This window comes from Kerstersia gyiorum (assembly GCF_004216755.1).
GTDB lineage: Bacteria > Pseudomonadota > Gammaproteobacteria > Burkholderiales > Burkholderiaceae_B > Kerstersia > Kerstersia gyiorum.
The window spans coordinates 841,202-865,008 of sequence record NZ_SGWZ01000001.1 but is presented as its reverse complement, the minus strand read 5'-3'; the positions used below and the strand labels follow the sequence as shown (position 1 = coordinate 865,008).

General features: G+C 63.4%; 20 protein-coding genes. 7 read left to right on the top strand and 13 right to left on the bottom strand.

Features of this window, described 5'->3' with window-relative positions; genetic code table 11:
* Positions 1-15 precede the first annotated feature (15 nt).
* Positions 16-687 (top strand): response regulator, encoded by a 672-nt coding sequence (locus tag EV679_RS03855; RefSeq protein WP_068367130.1) that lies wholly within the window; start codon positions 16-18, stop codon positions 685-687.
* Between the two features lie 226 nt (positions 688-913).
* Positions 914-4,168 (top strand): hybrid sensor histidine kinase/response regulator, encoded by a 3,255-nt coding sequence (locus tag EV679_RS03850; protein WP_130486542.1) that lies wholly within the window; start codon positions 914-916, stop codon positions 4,166-4,168.
* A gap of 34 nt (positions 4,169-4,202) precedes the next feature.
* On the opposite strand, the gene ptsJ is transcribed toward EV679_RS03850, so the two are convergent.
* Positions 4,203-5,510: a MocR-like B6 salvage transcription factor PtsJ gene (gene ptsJ, locus EV679_RS03845; protein ID WP_130486541.1), complete on the bottom strand. Its 1,308-nt coding sequence runs from the start codon at positions 5,508-5,510 to the stop codon at positions 4,203-4,205.
* A 256-nt stretch (positions 5,511-5,766) separates the two neighbouring features.
* Between ptsJ and EV679_RS03840 the strand changes: the two genes are divergently transcribed.
* Positions 5,767-6,024 carry a cytoplasmic protein gene (locus tag EV679_RS03840; protein ID WP_127775148.1) on the top strand — a complete coding sequence of 86 codons (258 nt, stop codon included), beginning with the start codon at positions 5,767-5,769 and terminating at the stop codon, positions 6,022-6,024.
* Positions 6,025-6,168: 144 nt separating this feature from the next.
* Here EV679_RS03840 and gadC read toward each other — a convergent pair whose 3' ends face one another.
* From gadC to EV679_RS03800, 8 genes are all read right to left on the bottom strand, one after another.
* Positions 6,169-7,722 (bottom strand): glutamate/gamma-aminobutyrate antiporter, encoded by a 1,554-nt coding sequence (gene gadC / locus EV679_RS03835; protein ID WP_130486540.1) that lies wholly within the window; start codon positions 7,720-7,722, stop codon positions 6,169-6,171.
* Positions 7,723-8,075: 353 nt separating this feature from the next.
* Positions 8,076-8,639, bottom strand: coding sequence for a hypothetical protein (locus EV679_RS03830; protein WP_130486539.1), 564 nt, complete (start codon positions 8,637-8,639; stop codon positions 8,076-8,078).
* 175 nt (positions 8,640-8,814) lie between these two features.
* Positions 8,815-9,441: a hypothetical protein gene (locus tag EV679_RS03825; protein WP_068367149.1), complete on the bottom strand. Its 627-nt coding sequence runs from the start codon at positions 9,439-9,441 to the stop codon at positions 8,815-8,817.
* The gene (locus EV679_RS03820; RefSeq protein WP_130486538.1) at positions 9,438-10,052 is read right to left on the bottom strand and encodes a hypothetical protein; all 615 of its coding nucleotides are present in this window, start codon (positions 10,050-10,052) and stop codon (positions 9,438-9,440) included. The genes EV679_RS03825 and EV679_RS03820 overlap by 4 nt, the downstream gene beginning before the upstream one ends.
* Before the next feature lie 2 nt (positions 10,053-10,054).
* Complete coding sequence (locus EV679_RS03815) at positions 10,055-10,807, bottom strand: ABC transporter ATP-binding protein (RefSeq protein ID WP_130486537.1); 753 nt, start codon at positions 10,805-10,807, stop codon at positions 10,055-10,057.
* Positions 10,800-11,852, bottom strand: a complete 1,053-nt coding sequence (locus EV679_RS03810; protein ID WP_165389946.1) for a FecCD family ABC transporter permease — start codon at positions 11,850-11,852, stop codon at positions 10,800-10,802. The genes EV679_RS03815 and EV679_RS03810 overlap by 8 nt, the downstream gene beginning before the upstream one ends.
* The gene (locus EV679_RS03805) at positions 11,849-12,976 is read right to left on the bottom strand and encodes an ABC transporter substrate-binding protein (RefSeq protein ID WP_127775154.1); all 1,128 of its coding nucleotides are present in this window, start codon (positions 12,974-12,976) and stop codon (positions 11,849-11,851) included. Before EV679_RS03805 ends, EV679_RS03810 begins: the two co-directional genes overlap by 4 nt.
* A 17-nt stretch (positions 12,977-12,993) precedes the next feature.
* Positions 12,994-15,195, bottom strand: coding sequence for a TonB-dependent receptor (locus EV679_RS03800; protein WP_130486536.1), 2,202 nt, complete (start codon positions 15,193-15,195; stop codon positions 12,994-12,996).
* Positions 15,196-15,462: 267 nt separating this feature from the next.
* On the opposite strand from EV679_RS03800, the gene EV679_RS03795 reads away from it, so the two are divergent.
* Together EV679_RS03795 and hemG are read left to right on the top strand one after the other, a co-directional pair.
* On the top strand, positions 15,463-16,179 hold the full coding sequence (locus EV679_RS03795) for a Crp/Fnr family transcriptional regulator (RefSeq protein ID WP_068367162.1): 717 nt from the start codon (positions 15,463-15,465) through the stop codon (positions 16,177-16,179).
* 27 nt (positions 16,180-16,206) lie between these two features.
* Positions 16,207-16,764: a menaquinone-dependent protoporphyrinogen IX dehydrogenase gene (hemG, locus tag EV679_RS03790; protein ID WP_238591286.1), complete on the top strand. Its 558-nt coding sequence runs from the start codon at positions 16,207-16,209 to the stop codon at positions 16,762-16,764.
* Positions 16,765-16,836: 72 nt separating this feature from the next.
* Here hemG and EV679_RS03785 read toward each other — a convergent pair whose 3' ends face one another.
* Positions 16,837-18,153: a pyridoxal phosphate-dependent aminotransferase gene (locus EV679_RS03785; RefSeq protein ID WP_068367164.1), complete on the bottom strand. Its 1,317-nt coding sequence runs from the start codon at positions 18,151-18,153 to the stop codon at positions 16,837-16,839.
* A gap of 490 nt (positions 18,154-18,643) precedes the next feature.
* Here EV679_RS03785 and EV679_RS03780 point away from each other — a divergent pair, with 490 nt between their 5' ends.
* The gene (locus EV679_RS03780) at positions 18,644-19,849 is read left to right on the top strand and encodes a benzoate/H(+) symporter BenE family transporter (RefSeq protein WP_068367166.1); all 1,206 of its coding nucleotides are present in this window, start codon (positions 18,644-18,646) and stop codon (positions 19,847-19,849) included.
* Positions 19,850-19,867: 18 nt separating this feature from the next.
* On the opposite strand, the gene pdxR is transcribed toward EV679_RS03780, so the two are convergent.
* The 3 genes from pdxR to EV679_RS03765 all read right to left on the bottom strand — a co-directional run bounded on the left by pdxR (position 19,868) and on the right by EV679_RS03765 (position 22,985).
* Positions 19,868-21,373, bottom strand: coding sequence for a MocR-like pyridoxine biosynthesis transcription factor PdxR (pdxR, locus tag EV679_RS03775; RefSeq protein WP_068367170.1), 1,506 nt, complete (start codon positions 21,371-21,373; stop codon positions 19,868-19,870).
* 27 nt (positions 21,374-21,400) lie between these two features.
* A complete protein-coding gene (locus EV679_RS03770) occupies positions 21,401-21,973 on the bottom strand; it encodes a GNAT family N-acetyltransferase (protein ID WP_068367171.1) in 573 nt (190 codons plus the stop codon).
* Between the two features lie 163 nt (positions 21,974-22,136).
* On the bottom strand, positions 22,137-22,985 hold the full coding sequence (locus tag EV679_RS03765; RefSeq protein WP_130486535.1) for a siderophore-interacting protein: 849 nt from the start codon (positions 22,983-22,985) through the stop codon (positions 22,137-22,139).
* A 134-nt stretch (positions 22,986-23,119) separates the two neighbouring features.
* Here EV679_RS03765 and EV679_RS03760 point away from each other — a divergent pair, with 134 nt between their 5' ends.
* Complete coding sequence (locus EV679_RS03760; protein ID WP_130486534.1) at positions 23,120-23,758, top strand: TetR/AcrR family transcriptional regulator; 639 nt, start codon at positions 23,120-23,122, stop codon at positions 23,756-23,758.
* The last annotated feature ends 49 nt before the right edge of the window (positions 23,759-23,807 follow it).

The following is a 23,807-nucleotide window of genomic DNA, read 5'->3' as shown; positions in this document are numbered from 1 at the left end:
ACAAGGGAAACCGCGATGAAAAAACTAAGCATTGCCTTTGCAGATGATCATCCTCTCGTCCTGGCGGGCCTCAGCAATCTGATTGCGGACGATCCCCGGTTTGAACTTTCCGGCTGTCTGGAAACCCCGACGGCGCTGGTGCAGCATATGACCCAGTCCCGCCCGGATATCGTGGTTACCGATTTCTCCATGCCCGGAGATGCGCATTATGGCGATGGCCTGAGCTTCATCGGTTACCTGGTGCGCAACTTCCCCTCCACTCGTCTGCTCGTGGTCACGATGATATCCAGCCCCCCTATCATCGCGTCGCTATACCGTGCCGGCGTCAGCGGCGTCATCCTGAAATCCGATCAACCGCACGACCTGCTCGAAGCCCTGGATTGCCTCTACCTGGGGAAGCGCTACCTGCGCGATGGCCACGCTGCCACACCGGAAGCGGAGCAGGCTGCCAGCGAAGATACCTCCGTCGCCACACTCCGCACCCGCGCCACCACCCTGCTGTCCCCCAAGGAGCTTGAGGTTCTGCGCCTGTTCATCGCCGGGCATTCGCTGACTACCATCGCCCACAAGCTCAACCGCAGCATCAAGACAATCAGCAACCAGAAGCGCTCGGCCATGCGGAAACTGGATATGCCCAGCGACCAGGCGCTCATCGAGTTCTGCGTCCACGCTGGCCTGTTCCGTTGAAACCGCGCCCTTGGGGCAGCCCCTGCCGCACAATGGCTACACCGGTGCGCTGCGGGCGTTCTGCGACAGCGCGTCCTTGACTTCGCCTGCCAGATAGGCTGTGATTGCATCAGAATTTTCTTTTATTTGATGACATTACCCTGGCGCGGACGGCGTGACAGCTGCCGGCTGCCTGCATACGGGCCTGCCGCCGGGGAAGCCGGTCACCTCCTTGGCCTGATCATTCATGTCCCAGCCGTCTCTCCATACCATCCGCAGGCTATTCCTGCGCCAAAGCACCGCGATTTTTGGCGCCAGCATGCTGGTGCTGATCCTGAGCTGCGTACTCGCCATGGGATCGCAACTGGTTCTGGAGCAGGAACGCGCAGCCCTGACGTCGGACTTCACCACGACCATCTCCTACGTGCGCGAGCAGGAACAATTCCTGCGTCAGCTACAGGATGAAAACACGCGGGTCCTGTCCCTGCTGGACCCGCAACCCTCGCTCAGGCGCCCCGCCACGCCGATGCACATGGAATACCTGCCGGAAGCCGGACCGGCCTTTTCCCTGTTGCGCGGCAACCTGCCCGACCAGGCGGACGCCAGGCTACGCCAGGCCTATACCGCGCTGGCATCCCACCTGGCCTCGAACTACAGCTCGTTCTGGACATTTTCCTACTATCCCTCGACCAACCTGCTGCTACTCGATGCCAGCGGCCGGGCGCTGATCACCGTTCCTGCCGTCGATGCCGCCAATGCGCCGGAACCGCTTTCGCCTCGGCAGCTCGAGCAAATCCGCCAGGTTGCCCAGCAGTACCTGTCGAACCCGCAGGCAGAGCGACTGCGAGGCTCGCCGCCGACCAGTTCCGGCGTGCGCTGGTTTCCCTTCCCCGGCGCGCCCCATAAAATGCTCGCATTCCTGCCGGCTGGGCTGCCTAGCGCCGCCTGGCCCGGCGGCTCAGCTGGCCCTGGCGAACACTACATGGTGTCTCTCTGGAATCACCAGCGGCTGTTGACTGCCAGCAGCGCACACCATGAAACACCGCCATATCTGTTCTGGCTGTCCAATGCCAGGCAAGGTATTCTGCTGGGCAGCGGCGAACCGCCTCCCATGGACCATGACGGCTTCCAGCTGACCGCCGAAGGGCTGGTGCTGTGCTTGCACAGCCAGCCCGGCGACTGGACGGGTTGCTTCCGGATCGAATACGGCAGTTTCGTCGCCGAAAACATGTGGATGCCGGTGACTGCCAGTCTGCTTCTACTGCTGTGCCTGCTATGGGCGATAGGCTACCTGCGCTGGTATCAGCGCAGCATCATCGACCCGGCGCAGCAAGCCCAGAATGCGCTTGAAGAAAGCGAAAAGTTCAACCGCGAACTGGTGGCGACCGCACCGGTCGCCCTGTGCCTGCTCAGCCAGTCAGACGGCAGCATTGTCTTCGCCTCGAAGGCAGCGCTGCAATGGCTAGAGCTGGAGCCCGATGCCACCCATCCGAAGTGGACCAGCCAGGCCGAACGGCATCAGGTACTGGAAGCCCGCAAACCAGGCGAAATCGAACAGGTGGAACTGCCCAGCGGCCGCAGCCTGCATGTTTCCTATACGCCTACGCGTTACCGTCAACAGGATGTCGTGTTGTGCGCCTTCACCGATATTACGGCCCGCGCTGAGGAACAACGGGCACTGGAGCGCGCCAAACAGGCGGCAGATGAAGCCAGCGAGGCAAAAACCGTCTTTCTGTCGACCATGAGCCATGAAATCCGCACGCCGCTCTACGGCGTGCTCGGCACACTGGAACTATTATCCCTGACCTCACTCGATACGGTGCAACGGCAACATGTGGCACGCATTCAGAAGGCGTCTCAGCTACTGATGGAGCAGATCAGCGATATCCTGGATATCAGCAAAATCGAGGCCAATCAGCTGCAACTGGAACCATCCCCCTTCTGCCCGCGCCGCCTGGTGCAGGAATGCGTCGGCTCCTATGCCGGCATGGCGCAACAGAAGCAGCTGCTGCTGTTCTGCCTGATTGATCCCCAGGTGCCGGATATGCTGGAAGGCGATGCCATCCGCATCCGCCAGGTACTTTCCAACCTGGTCAGCAACGCCATCAAGTTCACCGCTGCCGGCCAGATCATTGTGCGCCTGGGCCTGGCCAGCCAGGACGAAAGCCACTGCACCGTCCGATTCCAGGTCGCAGATACCGGCATAGGCATCCCGCCAGAAGCCCTGCCCCAACTGTTCACCCCGTTCTACATGGCCGAGACCAACCGGCACACCATACGTGGCGCCGGCCTGGGCCTGTCGATCTGCGAAAGGCTGGTACACCTGATGGATGGCCACATCCATGTGACCAGCGAGCCCGGACTGGGCAGCCAGTTCTCATTGACGCTGCCCCTGCAGCGTTGCGACGCCACACCACCCGCCGTGCCGGCACTCGACGGCCTGCGCATACTGCTGCGCACTGCGCGCCCGGAATTGACGCACAATCTGGCGTGCTGGCTGGAACGCTGGGGCGCGCAGGCCAGCGCAGCTGGCACACCATTGCCGCCGCCCGATGAGCATACCTGGCTACTCGAAGTACAGATGCCTGCACAGGAATGCCCGCCCGGCTGGGAACAGCGCTATATGAGCCTGGCGCCTGCCGATGGCAACGGCACCCATCCTGCCATCGACGCCTGCAGCGTAGACGATATTGCCATGGGCCTGGCCCGGCTAGGCGGGCATCTGGCGGAAGACACGCCAGCCCAACCATCGCGCCAGCTGGCGCTGCACGTCCTGATCGCCGACGACAACCCCATCAACCAGGCCACGCTGGCCAATCAGCTGGAACAACTGGGCTGTCGTGTCAGTATGGCGGATGATGGCGCTGCGGCACTGGAACTCTGGCGCCGGCAAGCGCACGATGTCGTTCTCACGGACGTCAATATGCCGCGCATGAACGGCTATGAACTGAGCCGGGCGCTGCGTGCCATGGGCGTGCAGCAACCCATCATCGGCATCACCGCCAACGCCACCCGCAACGACGGCAGGAACTGCATGCAAAGCGGCATGAACACCTGGCTGGTCAAGCCCATTGCGCTGGATGCGCTCTATCAGCAACTGGCCCGGCTTTGCCCCGCTGCGGTCGGCACCGCCGCTCCAGCGGCCCCTCCGACGCCTACCCAGCCGTCCCCTCCGGCTTCGCCGCCGGCCAGCGCATGCACGCCGGCCATGGATGATGTCGCTATCGCACCGGTTCCGGAAAAATACCGTGCCCTGTTCCGCGACACCATGGCAGCGGACCTGAGCAAACTGGAGCACAATATACAGGCGCAGGATCTGCCTCAGGTGCTGCAAAACCTGCACCGGATCAGTGGCGGACTGGCAGTGGTCGATAACCAGGCACTGGCTGAGGCCAGCGTGGCCCTGCAGGAACAACTGCGCAACCAGGGACTCGCCGACGCCCCGGCAGCGGAACTGGCAAGTCTGTGCCGCCGCCTGCACGACATGATCGCGCCGGCCTAGGCGCAGGAAGCCCGCCACGCCGGCGGCCCGCCGGTCAGTGGCGACCTTGCAGCACCTTGCCGACATCAGCGGCGAAGCGCTCGACCTGATCGTCCCTCAGCGTTGAAATCGTCACCCGCAGGCCACAGGCCGGGGCCTGCACGCCAAATACCTCGCCGCTGCGCACCAGCCAACCGCGGCAGGCCAGCCGCGACGCATATGGCTGGGCAGCCTCGCCCGGCAGGGGCAGCCAGAGATTCAGGCCATCCACCGGTTGCGCCACGGCCACGCCCTGAGCTTCCAGCGCCTGCTTGAGGATATTGCGGCGGTAGCAGTATTCCTGCGTCGCCAGGCCCATGCGGCCTGCCAGTGCCGGCACTTGCAGGCAGGCGCTGGCCGCCTCCTGCAGCAGATGACTGACCCAACCCGTGCCCGGCGCCAGGCGCAGTCGCAGACGTTGCGAGGTCTGCAGGTCACTGGCCACCAGCGCCAGCCTCAGGTCCGGCCCCAGCGCCTTCGATACCGACCGCACCAGCGCCCAATGCATGCTGCTGGCCGGAATCAGCTGCCGGTAACGGGTATACGCCAGCAAGGCGAAATGATCGTCTACGATGACCAGGACATGAGGGTAGCGCTCCAGCACGCTGCGCAGGGCCTGCGCCCTGCCGCACGTCAGGCTGCACCCAGTGGGGTTGTGCGCGCGCGGCGTCACGATGACAGCCTGTGCCCCCTGCTCCAGGGCATGTTCCAGCGCGGCCGGGGACATGCCCTCGCTATCCATCCCGACCCCCATGGCCTGAAAACCGGCGATGCGCAGCGTATTGATACTGCTGAGGAAACAGGGGTCTTCCACTGCGACTTTATCGCCCGGCACCAGATAGGCCGCCAGCAAACGCTCTATCGCATCAACGGCGCCATGAGTCACATCCAGGGCGTATTCGCCGGGGCAATCCGGCCCCAGCCATTTCCGGCCATAAGCCGCCAGATCAGCCTGTATCGGCGCTGCCCCATAAAGCTGAGGCACATAGGGGCGGCGAGCCAGGGCTTGATTGATGTCCGGCAACCATGCCGGGTTGGGATTGCCGCTGGCGAAATCGACCAGCGGTGTGCCTGCCATCCAGCCTTCCTGCTCGCCGGCATCGAGTTGCCCGCGTATCACCGTGCCGCGCCGCCCATGCGCCGTGGCCAGGCCAGCGGCGGCAAGCCGCTTGTAGACCGCAGCGACGGTATTGCGGTTGACGCCCAGCGTCACGGCCAGGTCACGTACCGGCGGCAGCACCTGTCCGGGGGGCAAATCGCCGGCCAGCACCTGCAGACGTATGCTTTCGAAAATGCTGGTGACGGTGTTGCCCGTAATATTCATTTTGACCTATGACAATATATAATTTGGCACAAGATGATTTTATAGGAACCCTTGTGCCGTCCTTAGACGGAATAACGGTTCTTAACAATGCCTGAAGATCGCGTTGCCCACGCGACCATGCGTTCCCGCAGGCAGGCCTGCCCATGCAGCGGAATGGCCATAGCGGCATCCACCGAGGCCGGCGATCGCGTCCGGCCCCCTGGATCACCTGGGCAGTCCTCCCACTCTCGCCGATAAACCGCTTCCAGGAGCCGATATGCCAACCTACCGCCTCATCATTCAGCAGCACGGCAAGCTGCTGGGGCATTTTGAATCTTCCGCCTCCTGGTCACGTGCCGCGATCGAGGAAATCGCCAGCCGCCTGCCAGCCACGGCGGGCTACCAGCTGGAACTGCTGGCCGAAGACGGCGAACGCCGCCTGCTGGAAAGCACCCCGGAAGGCGTGCGCCTGCTGGCCCGCGAACCCATCTTCAAGCCCGCCAGCTGGCAACAACCCGCCCTGGCGGAAAGCTGAGCGGGCGAAGCGCCAGGAGCAGCCATTCACACGCAGGCCGAACTTACCGGTGAACCGCCCATGAAAAACAGCCACTGCCACCCTGACGGGAAGCAGTGGCTGCGTTCATTTCCGTGCGGTTGAGACCGCTCGGACCCCCACCGGTCAAGCCTTCGGATCGCTATGCTGCGTATTGTCCACGACCAGATGGTGGGTAGCGCGAGCGCGCGGGCGAATGAAGAAGTGCCCGGACGGCGCGTTCTCGGTCGTGACCGGCACCAGTCTCACATTGAGCTTCTTGCCGCGCTTGTCATGCAGGGCGTAGATGATGAAGGGAACCAGGAACACCACGATGAAGCTGACCGCGAGCAGCCAGACGTAGACCCGGCCATCTTCTGCCGTCGGCAGCGTGCTGGGCGGCACGAAGGAGATCACGAAGGCAAAGGCCGACACCAGGAAACCGACAACGGCAATGGCCAGCTTCAAGCCCTTGCTGCCCGGAATGGAGAAGCCACGTGGCAGGTCTTCCTGCTTGCGCACCAGGTGGATATAGGCAAGGAACAGCATGAAATAGCTGCTGAGGTAGATCACCACCGTCAAGGCCATTGCCACCAGGAAGGACATGTTGTTGCCACCGCCGACGTTGGTCAGCACGATCACCGCCACCGTGGAGATCAACAGCTGCGCAATCACCAGATTGACCGGCACCTGGTTCTTGTTCACCTTGGCCAGCACAGACGGCAGGATGCCTCGTTGCGCCGCAACGAACAGGCCACGCGACGGCCCAACGATCCAGGAAGCAATTTCCGCCAGCACACCCAGCACCAGCAAGGCGGACACCCCGCGCACCGCCCACTCCAGGTTCGGGCCATGGTGCAGGATCAGAACCTCGAACGTCTGGACCACGCCAGCCGACAGATTGATCTTGTCCAGCGGGATCACGGCCGCCACGGCAAGGCCACCGATAGAGCTCAACAGGATGGCCGCGATCATCAGGACGAAGATGGCCAGCGGGTAGTCACGGCCGGGATTGGCCATTTCATTGACGTGCGTGGCGGAAGCCTCGACGCCCATGTAGCTCAGGATGAAGGCGACGAACACCACCAGCGTTCCGATCTTGGTCAGGTCGGGAAAGAAGGTCTTGGCGGTGAACTCGATCTGCAGTGGCGCGCCACTCATCAGGTAGCTGATCGCCAGGCACACCAGGATGAATACCGGCAGCAATATCCCACCAAAGAAACCCACCTTGGCGATGGTCGCCGTGTACTTGGTGCCGCCAAACTGCGTGATGGCCAATACCCAAAGGATCACCAGCGCACCGATGGTCTTGGTTACCGGGTCCTGGTTCAGGGCCGGCCAGGCCAGAATATATGACAGGGCGCCCAGGACGAAATACAGCATCGTCACAAAGCCGACCGCTATCTGCAAATAGCCGAACACGATTGCCGCAAAGCCCCATTTCTCACCCAGGGTGTTGGAAACCCAGGTGAAGACCCCGCCCTCTTCCCAGCCCTTGACTGTCGCCATTTCGGCCGAACACAGCCCGACCGGAATGAACCACAGCAAGCCACCCAGCACCAGGAAAAATACCAGGCTGAAGCCGGAAGTCGCGAAGGTTGGATATTCATACGGAGCCATCACCATGGAGGCGGTGATGGAGAAGAAGCCCAGCAAGGAAAGCTGCTTGGCCGAAACACCTGTCTTTTTCACATCAGTCATGGTCGACTCACCGGATAGTAGGCATGGAACGCTGCCGCAGGTCCTCGGAACATGCGGTTGACTTCACCTTTGCGGCCGGCCTGCGGGCGCAATGGCGAAGGACGAACATTGATGCGGGAACGGGCGCCTGGGCACCCGTTCGATACGGCATGGCAACCTTCCACCGCTGTGGGCGAAAGCGAAAAAACATGATGCGCCTGGCAGCCGCCTAGCCGCCAAAGCAGCTTCATTATGGTTCAACGGGTATATCAGCTTTTGACCAACATGAAACCATATGAAACAAAACCCAGCATATTCCTGCAAACGCGTCCGGCGTGTCCGAGCCTGTCGGATCAGGCGAAAACAAGGCCCCATCAAGCTGGCAGCGGCACCTCCACGTCAGAGACGGTGTAGTCGAACAGCGCCTCAGGCTCGGCATCCAGCATTTGGTGTGCCAGTTGCCGGCGCAACAGGCGAAATGGCTCGGCATCCTCCTGGCGCCGTGAGGACAGCAGTTGGAAGAAGGCCGGCGGCAGCACGCCAGCGCGGAGAACGGCGCGTACCGACTGCTCGCGGCAGGTCAACACGAAACTGTAGGAACGCGAACCATCCTGGCTGTAACGTGCCCAGGGCAAGGCAGTATCGACCTGATAACAGCCGCGCGTCGCGGCACGCGTGATGAACTCGAAAGCATCCCGCACGCCAGGGCCGGGATGGCCGCTCAGCACGCTCAGTTCATTGCGCCGAGGCAGGTCGCCCGGCAGCCGTGCCAGCGCGCCATGCATGCCCATGTAGGTCACTGCCAGCATCGCCAACGCACCATGGCCGTGATAGGCAGCGACCGCATCAAATGGAATGTTGATGACGCCTTCTTCGCCTTGCACCTGTACGGTGTGGCGGCAGGGAAAAGTATCGGAAAACGGAGAAGTGGTCTGCATGGAAAATCCAGAAAAAAACAGAGAAGGGAAACGAGGGAAAATTACGAATGGCAGTAGGCACAACGCCGGCGTCAGACTGCTGCCGCCCAGCGTCGGACGCAAGGCGGTCCAGGCTGCGAATCAACGCGCCAACGGTCTGCCCGGGCCCGACAGGGCAAACAATCCACAGGGAAATTCAGATGCGCCCGGCAGGCTGCTGGCGCTTGAGCCAGGGCAGGAAAGCATGCAGAAAGCGCGTGGTCGCCGGCATGAAATGGCTGCCGTGGTGGTACATCGGGTCCAGCGATGTCAGGATCAGGCGGCCAGGCGTAGACTGCCGGTCGTCATACAGCACTGACCCCGCACCCACCTTGTCTATGAGTGACCGAACCCCTGGCGGCGGCTCATAGGCGCCATGCTGGTGCCAGGTGGCATCGGCCAGGGTGAGGCACTGGAAAAGATCATGTTCCGGCGCCACCAGGCGCAGTCCGGAGTCAGCCCCAGGCTCTTTCCACCACCAGAAATTGACCGGGCTGGGCACGTGCCGCACGCCATCGAGCCATTGCTCCGCGCCGTTGCCTCCCATCACCACCAGTGTGCGCCCCTGCTGCAGGAAATCCCGGAACAGGCTGCGCCGGCTCACCAGCTGGTCAACCGGCGATGCGCAGGAAACGATAAAAGTGTCGCAACCCGCCAGCGCTGCGGCGTCCAGTTCACGGACATATACGGTGTAATCCAGGCAAGCGGCCAAGCCGGGCGTCTGGAACGTGCGGTGGTGGTAGTAGGTGCCGGCATCCAGTGCCGCAATGACAGGCGCGCTCATGCAGCGTCTCCTTGATTCAGCCAGGCGAACAGCTGCGGCACGATACGCGCTGCCGAATCCTGCCCATGGGCATACATCCAGAGGTCATTGCCCGAATGCACCAGCAGCCTCCCGCCGCCAGGCAGTTGCAGCAACCAGTCTATGGGCTGGTGATCCGGCCCCAGGGTATTGATCACCCGAGCATCCGGCGGCGGCGGATTGGCCCCCCGGGCATAGAAGCCGGCCACGCCACGGCGGTAGGTCAGATGCTCGGCCTCGACACCCTCGAAAACCGGATGCATGGCGTGGCGATGCACCTGCAAACCGGCCAGCCCGGGACAGGGCTGAACTTCGAAAGGCTGCAACCAGCGCAGGAACGGATGGCCGATATGGCCGTTGATGACCATCGTGCCGCCTGCCAGCAACCATCGTTCCAGGGGCCGCCGCAGGGTCGCCAGGAAACGCTGGTCGGCATGGGCGGGCAACAACAGCGCATCCCAGTCCGCCAGTTGCCGGTCCGGCTCCACTTCGAGGTCATACAGATAGACATTGGCCGCCTGCGGAGCGTCCCCTCCGGTCAGCGCTTCCGGCCCGCTGCCCTGCCGGCTGTTGAGATAAGCCACGCGTTTCATGTTCATGCTCCCTGGAACAAGGGGATCACTCCCCGTACCGGACGCCCCGAGGCATCCTGCGCCTCGCCCAGCGCCACCGGCATCTGGTAGACACGCCCCAGCCGCTCGGCCTCGCACACCTGTTGCGTCGGCCCGGCCTCGCAGGCGTCCGGATAAAGCAGCAAGGTCTGGTCGGCGATATGCAGGGCATGCTGTGGGCTGTGGGTGGAAAAAACAATGCACAAGCGCTGCTCGCGCGCCAGCCGCGCCAGGATGCCCAGCACCAGGTCCTGATTGCGCAGGTCCAGCGCCGCCATGGGTTCGTCGAGCACGACGATAGGGCTGGCGCTCGCCATCGCGCGCGCAATGTGCACCAGCTGCTTCTGCCCGCCGCTCAGCTCATGGAAGCTGCGCCCTGCCAGCCCGCCCAGCCCCACGGCTTCCAGGCAGGCCTGTGCCACGCTCATATCTTCCCGGCCCGGCGACTGCCACCAGCGCAGATGACGCGCCCGCCCCATGGCCACCATGCTGAGCACCGGATAGGGGAACGTGGATTCACCCTGCTGGGGAACGTAGGCGGCATGGCCGCCCAGGCGCACCTTGCCCACAGCCGCAGGCAACAGCCCGAGCAACGTGCGCAGCAAAGTGGTCTTGCCGCGCCCGTTGGGGCCCAGCACCGCCATTACCTGCCCGGCCGCAACGTCCAGGCTTAGGCCGCTCAACAGGCAGCGGCCGTTGCCGCCTGCCCTGACATCGAGATCTCGGACTTCAATCATGACGCCATCCTCGTGCGTGCGTGCGGCGCAGCAGCCATGCAAATACCGGTGCACCGATCAAGGCCGTCATCACGCCCAGCGGAATTTCCGCGCTGCTGATGCTGCGTGCCAGGGTATCCACGGCCACCATATAGACGGCGCCGACCAGCGCGGATGCCGGCAGCAGTACCCGATGATCCGGGCCGACCAGCATGCGCGCGAAATGCGGCACCACCAGACCGACCCAGCCCACTGTTCCGGACACCGCGACGCTGGCCGACACCACCAAGGTGACACAGGCCAGCAGGCCCCAGCGCAAGGGTTCCACCGCCACCCCCTGCGCACTGGCCTGCTCGTCGCCCAGCGACAGGACATTGATGCGAAAACGCAAGGCATACAGCAGCAGGCTGCCTGCCAGCACCGGCAGCAGAATGACGCCAAGCTTGAAGTAGGATGCCGTGGCGAAACTGCCCATCAGCCAGAACACAATGGCCGGCAGGGAATCGTTGGGATCGGCGAAGTAAGTCGCCAGCGAGATCAGCGCAGCGAAGAACGCGCTGCAGACCACACCGGACAGCACCAGCATCAGCATCGTCGTGCGCCCCTGCGAACGCCCCATGTAGTAGACCGCCGCAACCGCCAGCAGCCCTCCGGCAAATGCGCCCCCCATGATGAGCGGCAAAGACGTGAACAGGAGTATCGCCAGGCAGCCGCCCAGCGCCGCCCCCGAAGAAATACCCAGCACCTGCGGCCCGACCAGCGGGTTGCGGAAAGCCCCCTGCAGGGCCGCGCCGCACAATGCCAGGCTGCCCCCGACCAGCACCGCCATCAGGATGCGTGGCAGGCGCACCTGCCACAGGACGCGGCGCTGCATATCGGTAATGTCCGGCAACAGCGGCAACCATTTTTCCGGCAGGACCGGCTCGGCCAGCATGGTCGCAATCTGGTCCAGCGACAGCGCATAGCGGCCGGTTGCCAGCGCCAGCATCACCATGGCCAGCAACAGGCCGGACAGCAGCAGCCAGGCCCACAGGCCAGCAACACCTGACGCTCTTTCATGCTTCATCTTGAGAACCTTTCATAGCCCTGCGAACCGCGGTTCTCCGCCAGATGCAACACGGCATCGAGATCGTCCTCCGTCGCGTCATAGCCATACAACTGCTGCAACTGAGTGCGGATATTCGCGCGCAAGGGCCAGTCGAAATGCGCCGGCTGCAGGATCAGGCTGAGCCATTGCCAGTACAGCGGCGACTCCTGGCTGGGCGGGTCCCAGCGGTATCCCGCCGCCGGTATCTTGTAGACCCGTCGCTGCCGTACCGCCTCTAGTTCGGCCAGCATGGGATCGGCATAAATGGTATCGGGCGTCAGCCCCGGTTCGAAATTGTTGAGCAGAATGACCTCCGGGTTCCATGCCAGAATCTGCTCCACGTTGACGATGTTGGCATTGCCGATACCGGCTGCGACATTGCGGCCGCCGGCCAGTTCGACATCGAACTGAAAATTGCCACTGCCGCCGCCCACCGCATACTGCGGTGCATAGCGCGAAAACATCATGACGCGCGGCCGCTGCGCCGGTGCGATGGCGGCAGTCACGGCACGGATGCCGTGTTCGACCGCCGCGCGCCAGGCCAGTTGCGCGGCGGCACGATCCTCCTGGCCCAGCGCCTGCCCCATCAATCGGATCCATTCCCGCGTGCGGGCTTCGTCGCCATACAACAGCGCAGCCACCGGCAAGCCGGCATTGCGCAATGGGGCAATCAGGTCGTCGCCCATATGGCCCCATTGCCAGACCAGATCGGGTTCAATCTGCAGCAGGGTTTCTACATTCGGCACGAAACCTGAACGCGTCACATCTGCGCGAATCCGGCCGCTATCCGGGAATATCCGTGCCAGCAGGCCTTGCTGCATGAACGCATGCGCATCTGGATGCATGCCGGCCAACCGGCGAGCGTCACCCGCCAGCGACAGAAACATGGACCCCGCAGGCATGGGCAGGGTAACGGCACGCTGCACCGGCCCCGCCAACGCCACCGGCTGGCCCAGCATATCCTGCAGGTCGATGCCTGCCTGGCCAGGCCCCGCCCCGGTGCCGGCCAGGACCGGCGGCAGGGGCAGCAGGGCCAGCGCCAGCCAGGCCAGCACCTGCCGGCCGATCTTGGCACGACTCGCACACGGAAGGATGCCTGGCATGATGACGTTCATCGCGATCAGAAGCTGGTACGCAGCGTGAGGTTGAAACTGCGGCCCGGCGACACCAGCGGATTGAGTGCAGACATCGGCCGGCTCACGACAGAGCTGGTACTGGCCGAACGGTATTCCTTGTCGAACAGGTTGGTGATGCCGAACACCAGCTGGGTATTGCGCGCCGGGCTGAGCCCCAGACGGTCCAGCTGCAGCTGTGCGTACAGATTGACCAGCGCGTAGCCTGCCGTGCGGTATTCGCTGGCCGGATTCCAGCGGTTCTGGCCCTTGGCGTACTGCACTTCACCCGTGACCGCCCATGCCTCGTTGGCGCCGACGTACTGCACGCCGGCTGAACCGCTCCAGGGCGCCAGGCCAGCCAGCGGAACGTCCGTACGGCGGTTGGTGCCGTGCACGTAGGCCACGCTGCCATGCAGGTTGACCTGCGGGTCGATCTGCCATTTGCCGGCCAGTTCGAAACCCTTGATACGCGCCCTGCCCACGTTGCGGGTCTGGTTGGCCAGCGAACCTTCGTAGGTGGTCTGCACTGTCTCCAGGAAGTTGCGATAGCGGGCATCGAAGGCGGCGAAATCCACGAATGCCTTGGCCATATGCAGGCGCAGGCCGATTTCACCGGTATTGGAATACTCAGGTTTCAGGCCCGGATTCGGAATCGTGTAGGTGTCGGTGTTGGCGTTCCAGCCCGAACTGAACATCTGCGAGTGCCAGGGCATGCGGAACCCCGACCCGTAGCTGGCGGTCAATTCCACCACGTCCGTCAGAAAGTACGAGGTTCCCACACTGCCGGTCCAGGCGTGCGTACTGCTGTTCTTCGCATCTTCGAACAAAGGGCGCAGCGCTTCGTTTTCCAGGAAGGCGATCTCCACGTCGGAACGGTAGTAATCGAAACGGCCGCCGGCATTCAAGGTCCAGCCCTGACGCGCTTCCCAGTTGCCCAGCACGAACATCCCGACGTTGCTCTGGGTCATGGAGCGGCCCGTCAGCTGATAGCCAGTGTCCGTCGTCGTGCCTGCAGCCACGTCTGTCACCTGCACCCGGGTTTTGTTGCCCAGCCAGTGATCATGCGCGAAATCCACGCCAAAGGCTGCATCCATGCCGTAGGCATTCTTCGGTGTTTCGAAGGTGATGTGGCCACCAAAAATATTCGGCCCGCGCACGTTGCTGGTCTGGGTGCGGATGGTGTTGCCGTTGTTGCTGACCGTGGTAGCCGGCAATTTGGACTCGAAGAAATTCAGGTACAGGCTGGCATCCATACGGCTGAACAGCCAGTCGTCATAAGTGCCCTCGTAGCCCAGCCGCAACTGATGGATGCTGAGCGGATCACGGCGGCTCCAGGCCGTTTCCGTCGTGCTGGCATTGGACGTGCCATCGCGGATTTCGCCGTAGCGGTAACCGAACTCATAGCGCTCGCGCGCATTGGGCATGTAGCCCGCGACAAACCCGCCGCCGGCCGTCTTGTAGTGACTGTTGGCGATATCACCCGCCGGCGTCTTGTAGTCCTGCGCGCGCCGGCCCGTCACGTAGGCCATGAAGTCGAAATTGTTGCCCGCCGCTTCCAGGCTGACGCTGCCCTGCAGCCCGTTGCCGTTGGAACGGTAGGTCGCTTCAGCCTGCCCGCCCTGGAAGGTAAAGGTATCGCCCAGCGTCCCCTTGGGTTTGCGCGTCACGAAGTTCACCATGCCCGACAGGCCGTCGCTGCCATAGCGGATGGAAGCCGGGCCACGGATGACTTCCACCCGTTCGAGTTCCGTCGGCTCCACCATCATGAACTGGAAGGCCGGCCGCCCGCGGAAACGATCGCCATTGATGAACATGGGGACCCGGAAGCCGCTGCTGTCCATGCCGCGCAGCACAATGGTGCCGTCCAGGCTGCCGGTCCTGGAAATCGTGACGCCAGGCACGCGCTCAAGCACGTCCAGCGTGTTCATCGCGCTCACCATATCCAGTTCATCGCGTGTCACCACGGAGGTATGCTGCGACGGCAGCGTTTCCAGCGTCACCGTTTCCGGTTCGCTGCCGATCGCACGTACCCGTGATTCGCTGCGACGCAGCTTCTGCCAGTTCGGATCGCCTGCGTCGCCCTGCACGGTAACGGCTTCCAAGGTGCTGACCTGCGCCTGCGCGGCAGGCCAGTAAATTGCCGCGCCAGCCGCGATGGCGGCGCACAGCGCCTCGCGCAGCGGTGATTTCAAGGGTGTCTGTATCATGATCGTCGATGAATGCGGTGAGTACTGAAAAAATCCGGGCGCACGGCTCCGCCGCGCCAGGCCGGCGGCCGGGCCTGGACGCCGAAGGATCACCCCGTGCGCGTCCGGCCCGGCAGACAATCTGGCTGCCGGAACTGTTTGCTGTGTTTCCTGGGAAAGAACCCCGCGCTGATGACCTGGCCATGCCACCCGCGAGCGATTCCAGTCGTAAAATCAGAAATAAGAATCAGTGCTTTTAATGTTAACCAACCGGACCCGATTTCTGAAATGACGTTTGTCAAGTGCCAGGCTGCGGCACCCGCCATGGCGGCACGATTGCGCCAGCATCCATGGTTTCTCGCCCTGGACGAGAACACTTTCAAGGCCCTGGCCAGCCATTGCCGCGACCTGAACTTCCAGCCCGGGCAGGAAATCTTCAGCCATGGCGACCCCTGCAACACATGCATGCTGGTCTTCGAAGGCCAGTTGCAAGGCTTGCGCTATACCCAGGAAGGCGAGGAAAAAATCTTCGGACACATCTCGCCCGGGGCCTTCATCGGCCTGCACTCGCTGTTTGCCCAGCCCCCCCTGCACTGGCATACCATCCGTGCCGTGACCACCGGCAACGGCTGCCTGCTGGAAGCCGGCGCGCTGCGCAAAGCCTGTCTTGCCGCACCAGCGCTGGCACTCAGCGTCATCGAGCACGGCGCCCGGCTCCTGCGTCACCACACGGAGCAGATCGACTGGCTGACGTCCAGCACCGCGGAACAGCGCCTGGCGGATTACATCCTGCGTTTCGGCAAACCGCAAAGCGACGACGCCCGCATCCAACTGCCGCTGTCCTGGGCGCAAATCGCCACCAAACTGGGCATGCGCCCCGAAACACTGAGCCGGCTACTGGCCAAGTGGCGACGCCAGGGTTTCATCCGCAGCCAGCGCGCCTCGCTCTATGTGCTCGATAGCAGCGCCCTGCGTGAAATCGTGCGCACCGATCGCGTCATCTGAGCCCTGCGGGGCCACGCATGGCGGCGGATGCAGTACATTGCCGCCATGGAACGCATCGCCATTTTCTATTCGACCGTCGACGGTCATACCCGCACGATATGTGCCCGCCTGCAGGCTGCCATGGAGGCGGCCGGGCATGAAGTCACGCTGGCTTCGCTGGACCAGCCGGATGACCCGGCGTTTGCGCACGTCCAGAATTTCGACCGTCTGCTCATTGGTGCCAGCATCCGCTACGGCAAGCATCGCCCACCCGTATTCCGTTTCATCGAGCAGCATCGCGCGCTGCTGGAAAGCCGGCCTGCTGCGTTTTTCACCGTCAATCTGGTCGCGCGCAAGCCGGGCAAGGATACGCCGGAAGGCAGCCCCTATATGCGCAAGTTCATCGAGCGTTCCGGCTGGCAGCCACCGCTGGCCGGCGTATTCGCCGGCCGTCTCGATTACGCCAGCTACGGCCCGCTGGACCGGACCATGATCCGCTTCATCATGTGGCTGACCCAAGGGCCGACATCCGCGTCAGCCCCCGTCGTCTTCACCGACTGGGCCAGCGTGGACGCGTTCGGGCAGCATTTCCTCACGCTACGCTGAACCCTGCCACGACAGGCTGAGGGCAGCGCGGCAACCCGCTTCCGCCGCTATGCTGCCCTGGCGCCAGGCGGCTCAGGCGCTGGCTTCGGTCACTGCAGGCGCCACTTCGGCGGCCTTTTTCTTGCCGGACGGTGCCACTGCGCCTCCCGTTGCCTGGACTTTCTGCTGCGCCACCCGGGCGCGATACTTGCCCAGGAAATCCGCAATGCGAGTAATGGCTTCCTTCAGGTCCGGCTCATGCGGCAGGAAAACCATGCGGAAGTGATCCGGCGCCGGCCAGTTGAAACCCGTGCCCTGAACCAGCATGACGCGTGTGGCTTCCAGCAGCTCCAGGAAGAACTGCCTGTCGTCCTTGATCGGATAAATGTCCGGGTCCAGGCGCGGGAACATATACAGTGCCGCCTGTGGCTTGACGCAGCTCACGCCGGGAATCGCGGTCAGCATTTCATAGGCCAGGTCGCGCTGGCGGCGCAGGCGCCCGCCTTCGCACACCAGATCGTTGATGCTCTGATAGCCGCCCAACGCCGTCTGGATGGCCCACTGTCCCGGCACATTCGAGCACAACCGCATATTGGCCAACATGTTCAGCCCTTCGATGTAATCGCGGGCGTTCTGCTTGTCGCCCGAAACAACCATCCAGCCGGCACGATAACCGCAGGCGCGGTAGCTCTTGGACAAGGAGTTGAAGGTCAGCGTCAGGACATCGGTGGACAGGCTGGCCAGCGCCGTATGCTTGTTGTCGTCATACAGTACCTTGTCATAGACCTCATCCGCCAGGATTACCAGGCCATGCTCGCGCGCCAGCTCGACAATGGCTTGCAGCACGTAGTCCGGGTACAGCACGCCGGTCGGGTTGTTCGGATTGATGACGACGATGCCCTTGGTGCGCGGCGTGATCTTGCTGCGGATATCGTTCAGATCGGGAATCCAGCCCTTGCTTTCATCACAGAGATAATGCACGGGGGTGCCGCCCGACAGGCTGGTCACTGCCGTCCACAGCGGGTAATCCGGCGCGGGCAACAGCAATTCATCGCCATCGTCGAGCAAGGCATTGGTCGCCATCGCGATCAGGTCCGATGCACCATTGCCCAGGTAGACATCTTCCAGCGTCACGCCTTTGATGCCCTGTTGCTGGGTATAGTGCATCACCGCCTTGCGGGCGGCGAAAATCCCCTTGCTGTCCGAATAGCCGGCCGAATTGGGCAGATTGCGGATCATGTCCTGCTGCACCTCTTCGGGGGCATCGAAACCGAACACGGCCAGGTTGCCGATATTCAGCTTGATGATCTTCTGCCCTTCGTCTTCCATCTGCCGGGCTCGTTCCATGATGGGGCCGCGGATGTCGTAGAGAACGTGAGCAAGCTTGTGGGATTTATTGATCGGTTTCATGGTTGCGGCGCATCAGGAAATCTGCAGGCGGATCGGCAATGCGGCCTGAGCCGTTGCAACGAAGGCATGCGGAATTGAACAGGGGCGGAACGGATACGTCATGGGCAGTCAGCACCCGGCGCCAGAAATACCTGCGCCACGCTGATCCATCCTTATCCGACTAAGTATATGCCCACTCCGGCGCCGTGGGCGCACGGAAATGCCTGCGCACTGCCCTTGCAACACCTCTCCGCTGCCGCGGCCCGCCAGCCGTGCCTGAGCGCAGCAGAGCCTGGCGTCCCGGGCGCCACAGTCCTTACCCTGAACGGCGCGGCAAGGATGGGAAAAGTGGACTGAAAATTGAGTTGGATGTGGTACGTAAATACAGGCCATTGCCCTCCTAGAATGCGAGTTCCGCCAGCAGCAAACCTGCCGCCGGCCACCTGGCCGCCACCGTGCAGGCCGCCTGCCACCGCCTCTGCAACATCTCCTACTGCTTTGGGTATCGCCCATGAATACACCGTCCGCCAGTCTCCGAACTGCTGATTTCTTTCCGCTTTGCATCGCCGCCCTGGTATCCGTCCTCGTGAACTATGGCGGCACCTTCGTGCTGGTGTTCCAGGCCGCGGGCTTGGCCGGCCTTACGCCCGCACAGACCGCATCCTGGGTATGGGCCGTGTCCATCGGCGTCGGCGTCACGGGCATTCTGCTCAGCTGGCGCTACCGCGAACCCATCATTACGGCCTGGTCTACCCCCGGCGCCGCGTTCCTGGCCACCGTCATGCCCTTCACCCCTTACGGCGAAGTCATAGGCGCCTACATGTTGTCGGCGCTGGGCTTCATGTTGCTGGGCCTCTCAGGCGCTTTCGAAAAGCTGGTCCGCATGATTCCCGCCGGCATCGCCGCCGGGCTGCTGGCCGGCATCCTGCTGCAATTCGGTGTGAATGCTTTTGGCGGCGCCAGCGCCGACCCGCTGCTGGTCATCACCATGGTCATCGCCTATGCCATACTCAAGCGCTATACCTCGCGCTTCGCGGTCGTGGGCATCCTGCTGGTCGGTCTGGCCATGCTGATCGCACAACAACGCGTGGATTTCTCTGCGATCCACCTGAGCCTGGCCATGCCGGTCTTCCAAACCCCGCAGTTTTCGCTGCATGCGCTGCTGGGCGTGGCCCTGCCTCTGTTCACCATCACGTTGACCGGACAATATATGCCCGGCATGCTGGTACTGCGCAATGACGGCTTCAAGACCAGCGCCAATCCCATCCTCGGCGTGACCGGCCTGGGTTCGCTGCTGATGGCTCCCTTCGGCGCCCACGCCTTCAATGTAGCCGCCATTACCGCCGCCATCTGTACCGGCCCCGATGCCCATCCCGACCCGCGCAAGCGCTATATCGCCGGCCTGGCCTGCGGAGTGTTCTACATCCTGGTCGGAACCTTCGGCGTAACACTGGCCACGCTCTTCATGATTCTGCCCAAGGCGTTCATCACTACGCTGGCAGGGCTGGCGCTGCTGGGAACCATAGGTGGCAGCCTCGCGCATGCCATGTCTGATGCCCGGACCCGCGAAACCGCGCTGATTACCTTCCTGGCGACAGCCGCCAACATCACGCTGCTGGGCGTGGGCGGCGCCTTCTGGGGACTGCTGGCGGGGCTGGGCGCCCATGCCTTGATCCACGGCCGGCTGCGCCCCCGTGCGACCAGCCCGACCCATTGATCATCCGGCTGACTCAGACTACCCCCGCACAGGCCGCAGCGCTGCGGCCAGCCTTCCCATAGCCTCGCGGATTTCGTTGTCGGTCAGCGCGGCATAGCCCAGCAACCATCCTTCGCGCGGCGCCTGTCCCCGGTACAGACGGCTGAGTCCGGGCAGGCGGATGCCGGCCTCGGCCGCGCGCCGGATAGTCTCGGCCTCCTGCCAGTCCGGCAACAGGAAGCAGGGCACCTGCAGGCCGCCAGCTGGCCGCGCCGCCACGGCCACATCGCCCAGGTGCCTGCCTATGGCCTCCAGCATGACTTCCCGCCGTGCCGCATAGAGCTTGCGCATGGCCCGCACATGCGTGTTGTAGTAACCATCTTCCATGAAACGCGCCAGCGTCAGCTGCAGGATTTGCGGCGTATGGCCGTCCATGATGCTGCGCGCATTCACAAATGCGCCGACCAGCGCCTCGGGCACGGCCATGTAGCCCATGCGCAATCCCGGGTACAGCGTCTTGCTGAACGTACCGACATACAAGGTGCGGTCATGGCGGTCCAGCCCCTGCACGCAGGCGGTAGGCAGCCCGTCGTAATGGAATTCGCTGTCGTAGTCATCCTCGATGATCCACTTGCCATTACCGGCCGCCCAATTGATCAGGTCCAGCCGGCGTTCCAGTGGCAAGGTGGCACCAGTCGGGTACTGGTGAGACGGCGTCACGTACACGGCATTGGCGCCACTGCTGTCCGCGTGCAGCAGGTCTGTCCGAAGCCCCTGCCCATCCACCGCAATGGGAACGACCCGGGTCTGTGCGGCAACAAAGGCCTGGCGGGCGCCAAAATAGCCCGGGTCTTCCATCAGGATGGACTGCCCCGCGTCGGCCAGCACCTGCGCGCAAAGGTAAAGCGCCTGCCGCGTGCTGCTCAGCACGATGATCTGCGCCGGCGTTACCCTGGCTCCGCGCTCCAGGTTCAGGTAAGCCGCGATCGCTTCGCGCAGCGGCGCTTCACCTTGCGGATCACCATGCAGCAAGAGGCTGCCGCGATGTTCACGCAAGGCCTGGCGCTGCAGGCGTTCCCAGGTTGAGGTCGGGAAACTGCGCGTTTCCGGCAAGCCCGTGGCAAACGCCTGGATGGCGCGCGTATCCTGCACGCCGCCGCCCTGCAGAAAGTCCTGGCCCCGCCGGCTCAGCCCCGCCACGCCTGCGGCACCGGATGCCAACGCCCCCGACCGCCGCGTCCGACGCGGCGCCGCGCCACGCAATTCGGTACCCAGCGTTGCAGACACATAGCTTCCCGAACCGCCGCGTCGCGCAATGAAGCCATCACGCTGTAGCTGGACATAGGCGTTTTCCACCGTCTCGCGCGACACGCCCAGGGACTCCGCCAGCACCCGCGTGGCCGGCAACTTCACCCCAGGTGCCAGGGCGCCATCCAGGATCAGCGCGCGCAAAGCGCGCTGCAGGCGCAAATGCAGGGCCTGCCGCTGCTGGCCGGGCTGCGCCAGCTGCATGCGCAAGGTTTCCAGCTCGAAAGTCCGGTTCATGGGCAACCGTCCGCGCAGCGTGTCAATTCACGACCGTGGCGGCATGGCCGCCAGGTCATGGATCAAATGAATATCGTCCGGCTCCAGGCCATGCAGATGCCGGTCCGGGCGAGCAGCCAGCCGAGCACCCTTGGCACGGTAGAAATCCACCGTCCGGCGCGTGGAGGTTGCCGAGATATACAGGCCTGACCCGCCAAGTGAATGGACATCTTCCATACAACGGTCATACAGCATAGAGGCCAGCCCCAGCCCGCGCCTGTCATGGCTGACATGCAGAAAAGCCATCTGCCGCAGCGACGGCCAATCCGCCACTGGTGCGCTATCGAGCACGCTGGCGGCCACCAGGCGCCCCCCATCGAACACGCCACGGAATATCCCGCCACGGTCAAAGCAAGCCAATAGCAGCGGCGCCTGGCTTTCCGGTTCGCCTTCCGGCCAACCCCGCGTATCGTAAAACTCGCGGCGCAGCGTCAATTGCCCATCCACCACGGCATATACCTCATCGACCCGTTCGCGGCGGTCTATGGTCCAGAGCGCCGGCAATTCGGTGCGCATCAAGCACCGAGTCACCAGCCCGTTGCTGGCGGTCACTTCATTCATGGTCCTGTTCCCTGGCCTGCCCGCCACCCTGGCGGCCCGCGCCCGGAGCGCCACCGCATCACGGCAGCAACACGGCAGCCCTTACGCACGAAAACCGCCATGCTACCGAACCCGGCCCACTGCGCACAATCCCGACGGCTGCCCTGCGGCTTGCAGTCGGCCCTCAGGCCCCTACGGCAAGATCATCCACGTCCGCCAGGCTGCCACCCGCCGCCACGATTTTTTCATAGTTGCGCCGGCGCTGCTCGTCCAGTTCCGTATTGCTGACGCCACGCGTCCAGTACCCGGCAATGGCTATCTCGCTCTTGCTCAGACCGGCCGCGCTGAAATGCTGGCGGATGGCCCGCATTTCGTCACGCTCGCCTGCTCCCCACACAACATAGCGTCCGGGGTCTGGCAATTCACGGGCACGCCGAGCCAGCACGCCCCCCGCGCCAACCCCCTGTTCATTCACATGTTGCAGGTCCAGTCCCGCAATGACAGGCAGCTCGGCAAAGGCGGCGACATCCGGCGTAGCCACCCAGCCCACACCGTGCAAGCCCGTCGGGCGCTGGCTCAACAGCGCATACAGCGCGGGAATGGCGGTGGCATCCAGGAACAAGGCGACCGGACGGCCATCCACCGCCGGAATCAGGAAGTGCGGCCGCGGGCCGCTGAGCGCGAAGCAACTGCCAGGCTGCAAATCCGCCACCCAGCGCATCATCGGACTGCTGTAGCCGTGCACCACTACGTCAAACACCATCGTGGCGCTATCCGCAGCGAAAGTGCGCAAGGTATAGACTCGCGACGCATCGTCATAATCGCTGCCCAGCCTCAACCGGATCGCGACATTGGGCAATTGCCACTCAGGACTGAGCCGGGATTCTTCCAGTCGCGCACGGATGCGCACCACGCCTGGCGTAGGGCGCTCCAGCGCCTCGACCCGCGCTGTCGTATGGATCAAACCACGGTCGTGGTCCGGTGTGCTGAGCATGCCCGACGCTTTCCCGGGCGTCTGATTCAATGTCGTCATGACCGCTTTCCTTGCAGGGATTCGATAATTAGTTACACCATAGTAAACTAATTGTACTGCGCAATGGAAATGAAAATATTTCGCTGCTGGCTTACCATGCCGCTACCGCGGGCCTTTCTCCACTCAAGACACCCATGACCAGTGCTTCCCCACCACGCGGCCGGCCGCCCACGATCACCCTGGCACGCATTGCCCAAGCCGGCATGGAAATGACGCTGCCGCTGATCACCTTCACCGGTGTGGCCGCACGTCTTGGCGTCAGCCACGTGGCCCTGTACAAATACGTCGCCAACCTCGACGTGCTCAAGCAGGTTGTCGCCGATGCCATCTTCGGCCAGTGGCGCATGCCTGCTCCCTGCATGGCAAATACCGCCGGCCTGGCTGACTATCTGGCCGAATTTGCGCGCTCCCTGCGCCAACTCGTGCACCAGAACCCCGGCCTGGCGGGCTACCTGACCCGCCATGACCAGAAAACACCAGCCATGCTGGCCCGTATCCTGGATCACCACGCCCAGGTCGCCAGCGCCTACGCCATCCCTACCGAAACCGCAGGGTGGCTGCTGTCCACCGTGGCCTACCACTGCATCGCGCTGGCCGACACCGTCTACGCCTGCCCGGCAGGCTCCGGCACTGGGCTGCTGGCCAGTGATGCCGCCCTGCATGAGGAATTCGATCTCAGCATGCAAGCGCTGATCATTGGTGCACTGCAGATGGCCTCACAGCAGGATGGCCGACCACGCCGCCCTTCGGCGCAACCACCCCTGGTAAATTAAACGGCGCAGCCACGTGGCGCGTTTGTTTTCCTGCCCGTGGCGCCGTTTC

What these genes read in the sequence shown, in the direction of transcription:
- EV679_RS03855 (WP_068367130.1), top strand. Translation starts at nt 16, where the DNA reads ATGAAAAAACTAAGCATTGCCTTTGCAGATGATCATCCTCTCGTCCTG.
- EV679_RS03850 (WP_130486542.1), top strand. Translation starts at nt 914, where the DNA reads ATGTCCCAGCCGTCTCTCCATACCATCCGCAGGCTATTCCTGCGCCAA.
- ptsJ (WP_130486541.1), bottom strand. Translation starts at nt 5,510, where the DNA reads ATGAATATTACGGGCAACACCGTCACCAGCATTTTCGAAAGCATACGT.
- EV679_RS03840 (WP_127775148.1), top strand. Translation starts at nt 5,767, where the DNA reads ATGCCAACCTACCGCCTCATCATTCAGCAGCACGGCAAGCTGCTGGGG.
- gadC (WP_130486540.1), bottom strand. Translation starts at nt 7,722, where the DNA reads ATGACTGATGTGAAAAAGACAGGTGTTTCGGCCAAGCAGCTTTCCTTG.
- EV679_RS03830 (WP_130486539.1), bottom strand. Translation starts at nt 8,639, where the DNA reads ATGCAGACCACTTCTCCGTTTTCCGATACTTTTCCCTGCCGCCACACC.
- EV679_RS03825 (WP_068367149.1), bottom strand. Translation starts at nt 9,441, where the DNA reads ATGAGCGCGCCTGTCATTGCGGCACTGGATGCCGGCACCTACTACCAC.
- EV679_RS03820 (WP_130486538.1), bottom strand. Translation starts at nt 10,052, where the DNA reads ATGAAACGCGTGGCTTATCTCAACAGCCGGCAGGGCAGCGGGCCGGAA.
- EV679_RS03815 (WP_130486537.1), bottom strand. Translation starts at nt 10,807, where the DNA reads ATGATTGAAGTCCGAGATCTCGATGTCAGGGCAGGCGGCAACGGCCGC.
- EV679_RS03810 (WP_165389946.1), bottom strand. Translation starts at nt 11,852, where the DNA reads ATGAAGCATGAAAGAGCGTCAGGTGTTGCTGGCCTGTGGGCCTGGCTG.
- EV679_RS03805 (WP_127775154.1), bottom strand. Translation starts at nt 12,976, where the DNA reads ATGCCAGGCATCCTTCCGTGTGCGAGTCGTGCCAAGATCGGCCGGCAG.
- EV679_RS03800 (WP_130486536.1), bottom strand. Translation starts at nt 15,195, where the DNA reads ATGATACAGACACCCTTGAAATCACCGCTGCGCGAGGCGCTGTGCGCC.
- EV679_RS03795 (WP_068367162.1), top strand. Translation starts at nt 15,463, where the DNA reads ATGACGTTTGTCAAGTGCCAGGCTGCGGCACCCGCCATGGCGGCACGA.
- hemG (WP_238591286.1), top strand. Translation starts at nt 16,207, where the DNA reads ATGCAGTACATTGCCGCCATGGAACGCATCGCCATTTTCTATTCGACC.
- EV679_RS03785 (WP_068367164.1), bottom strand. Translation starts at nt 18,153, where the DNA reads ATGAAACCGATCAATAAATCCCACAAGCTTGCTCACGTTCTCTACGAC.
- EV679_RS03780 (WP_068367166.1), top strand. Translation starts at nt 18,644, where the DNA reads ATGAATACACCGTCCGCCAGTCTCCGAACTGCTGATTTCTTTCCGCTT.
- pdxR (WP_068367170.1), bottom strand. Translation starts at nt 21,373, where the DNA reads ATGAACCGGACTTTCGAGCTGGAAACCTTGCGCATGCAGCTGGCGCAG.
- EV679_RS03770 (WP_068367171.1), bottom strand. Translation starts at nt 21,973, where the DNA reads ATGAATGAAGTGACCGCCAGCAACGGGCTGGTGACTCGGTGCTTGATG.
- EV679_RS03765 (WP_130486535.1), bottom strand. Translation starts at nt 22,985, where the DNA reads ATGACGACATTGAATCAGACGCCCGGGAAAGCGTCGGGCATGCTCAGC.
- EV679_RS03760 (WP_130486534.1), top strand. Translation starts at nt 23,120, where the DNA reads ATGACCAGTGCTTCCCCACCACGCGGCCGGCCGCCCACGATCACCCTG.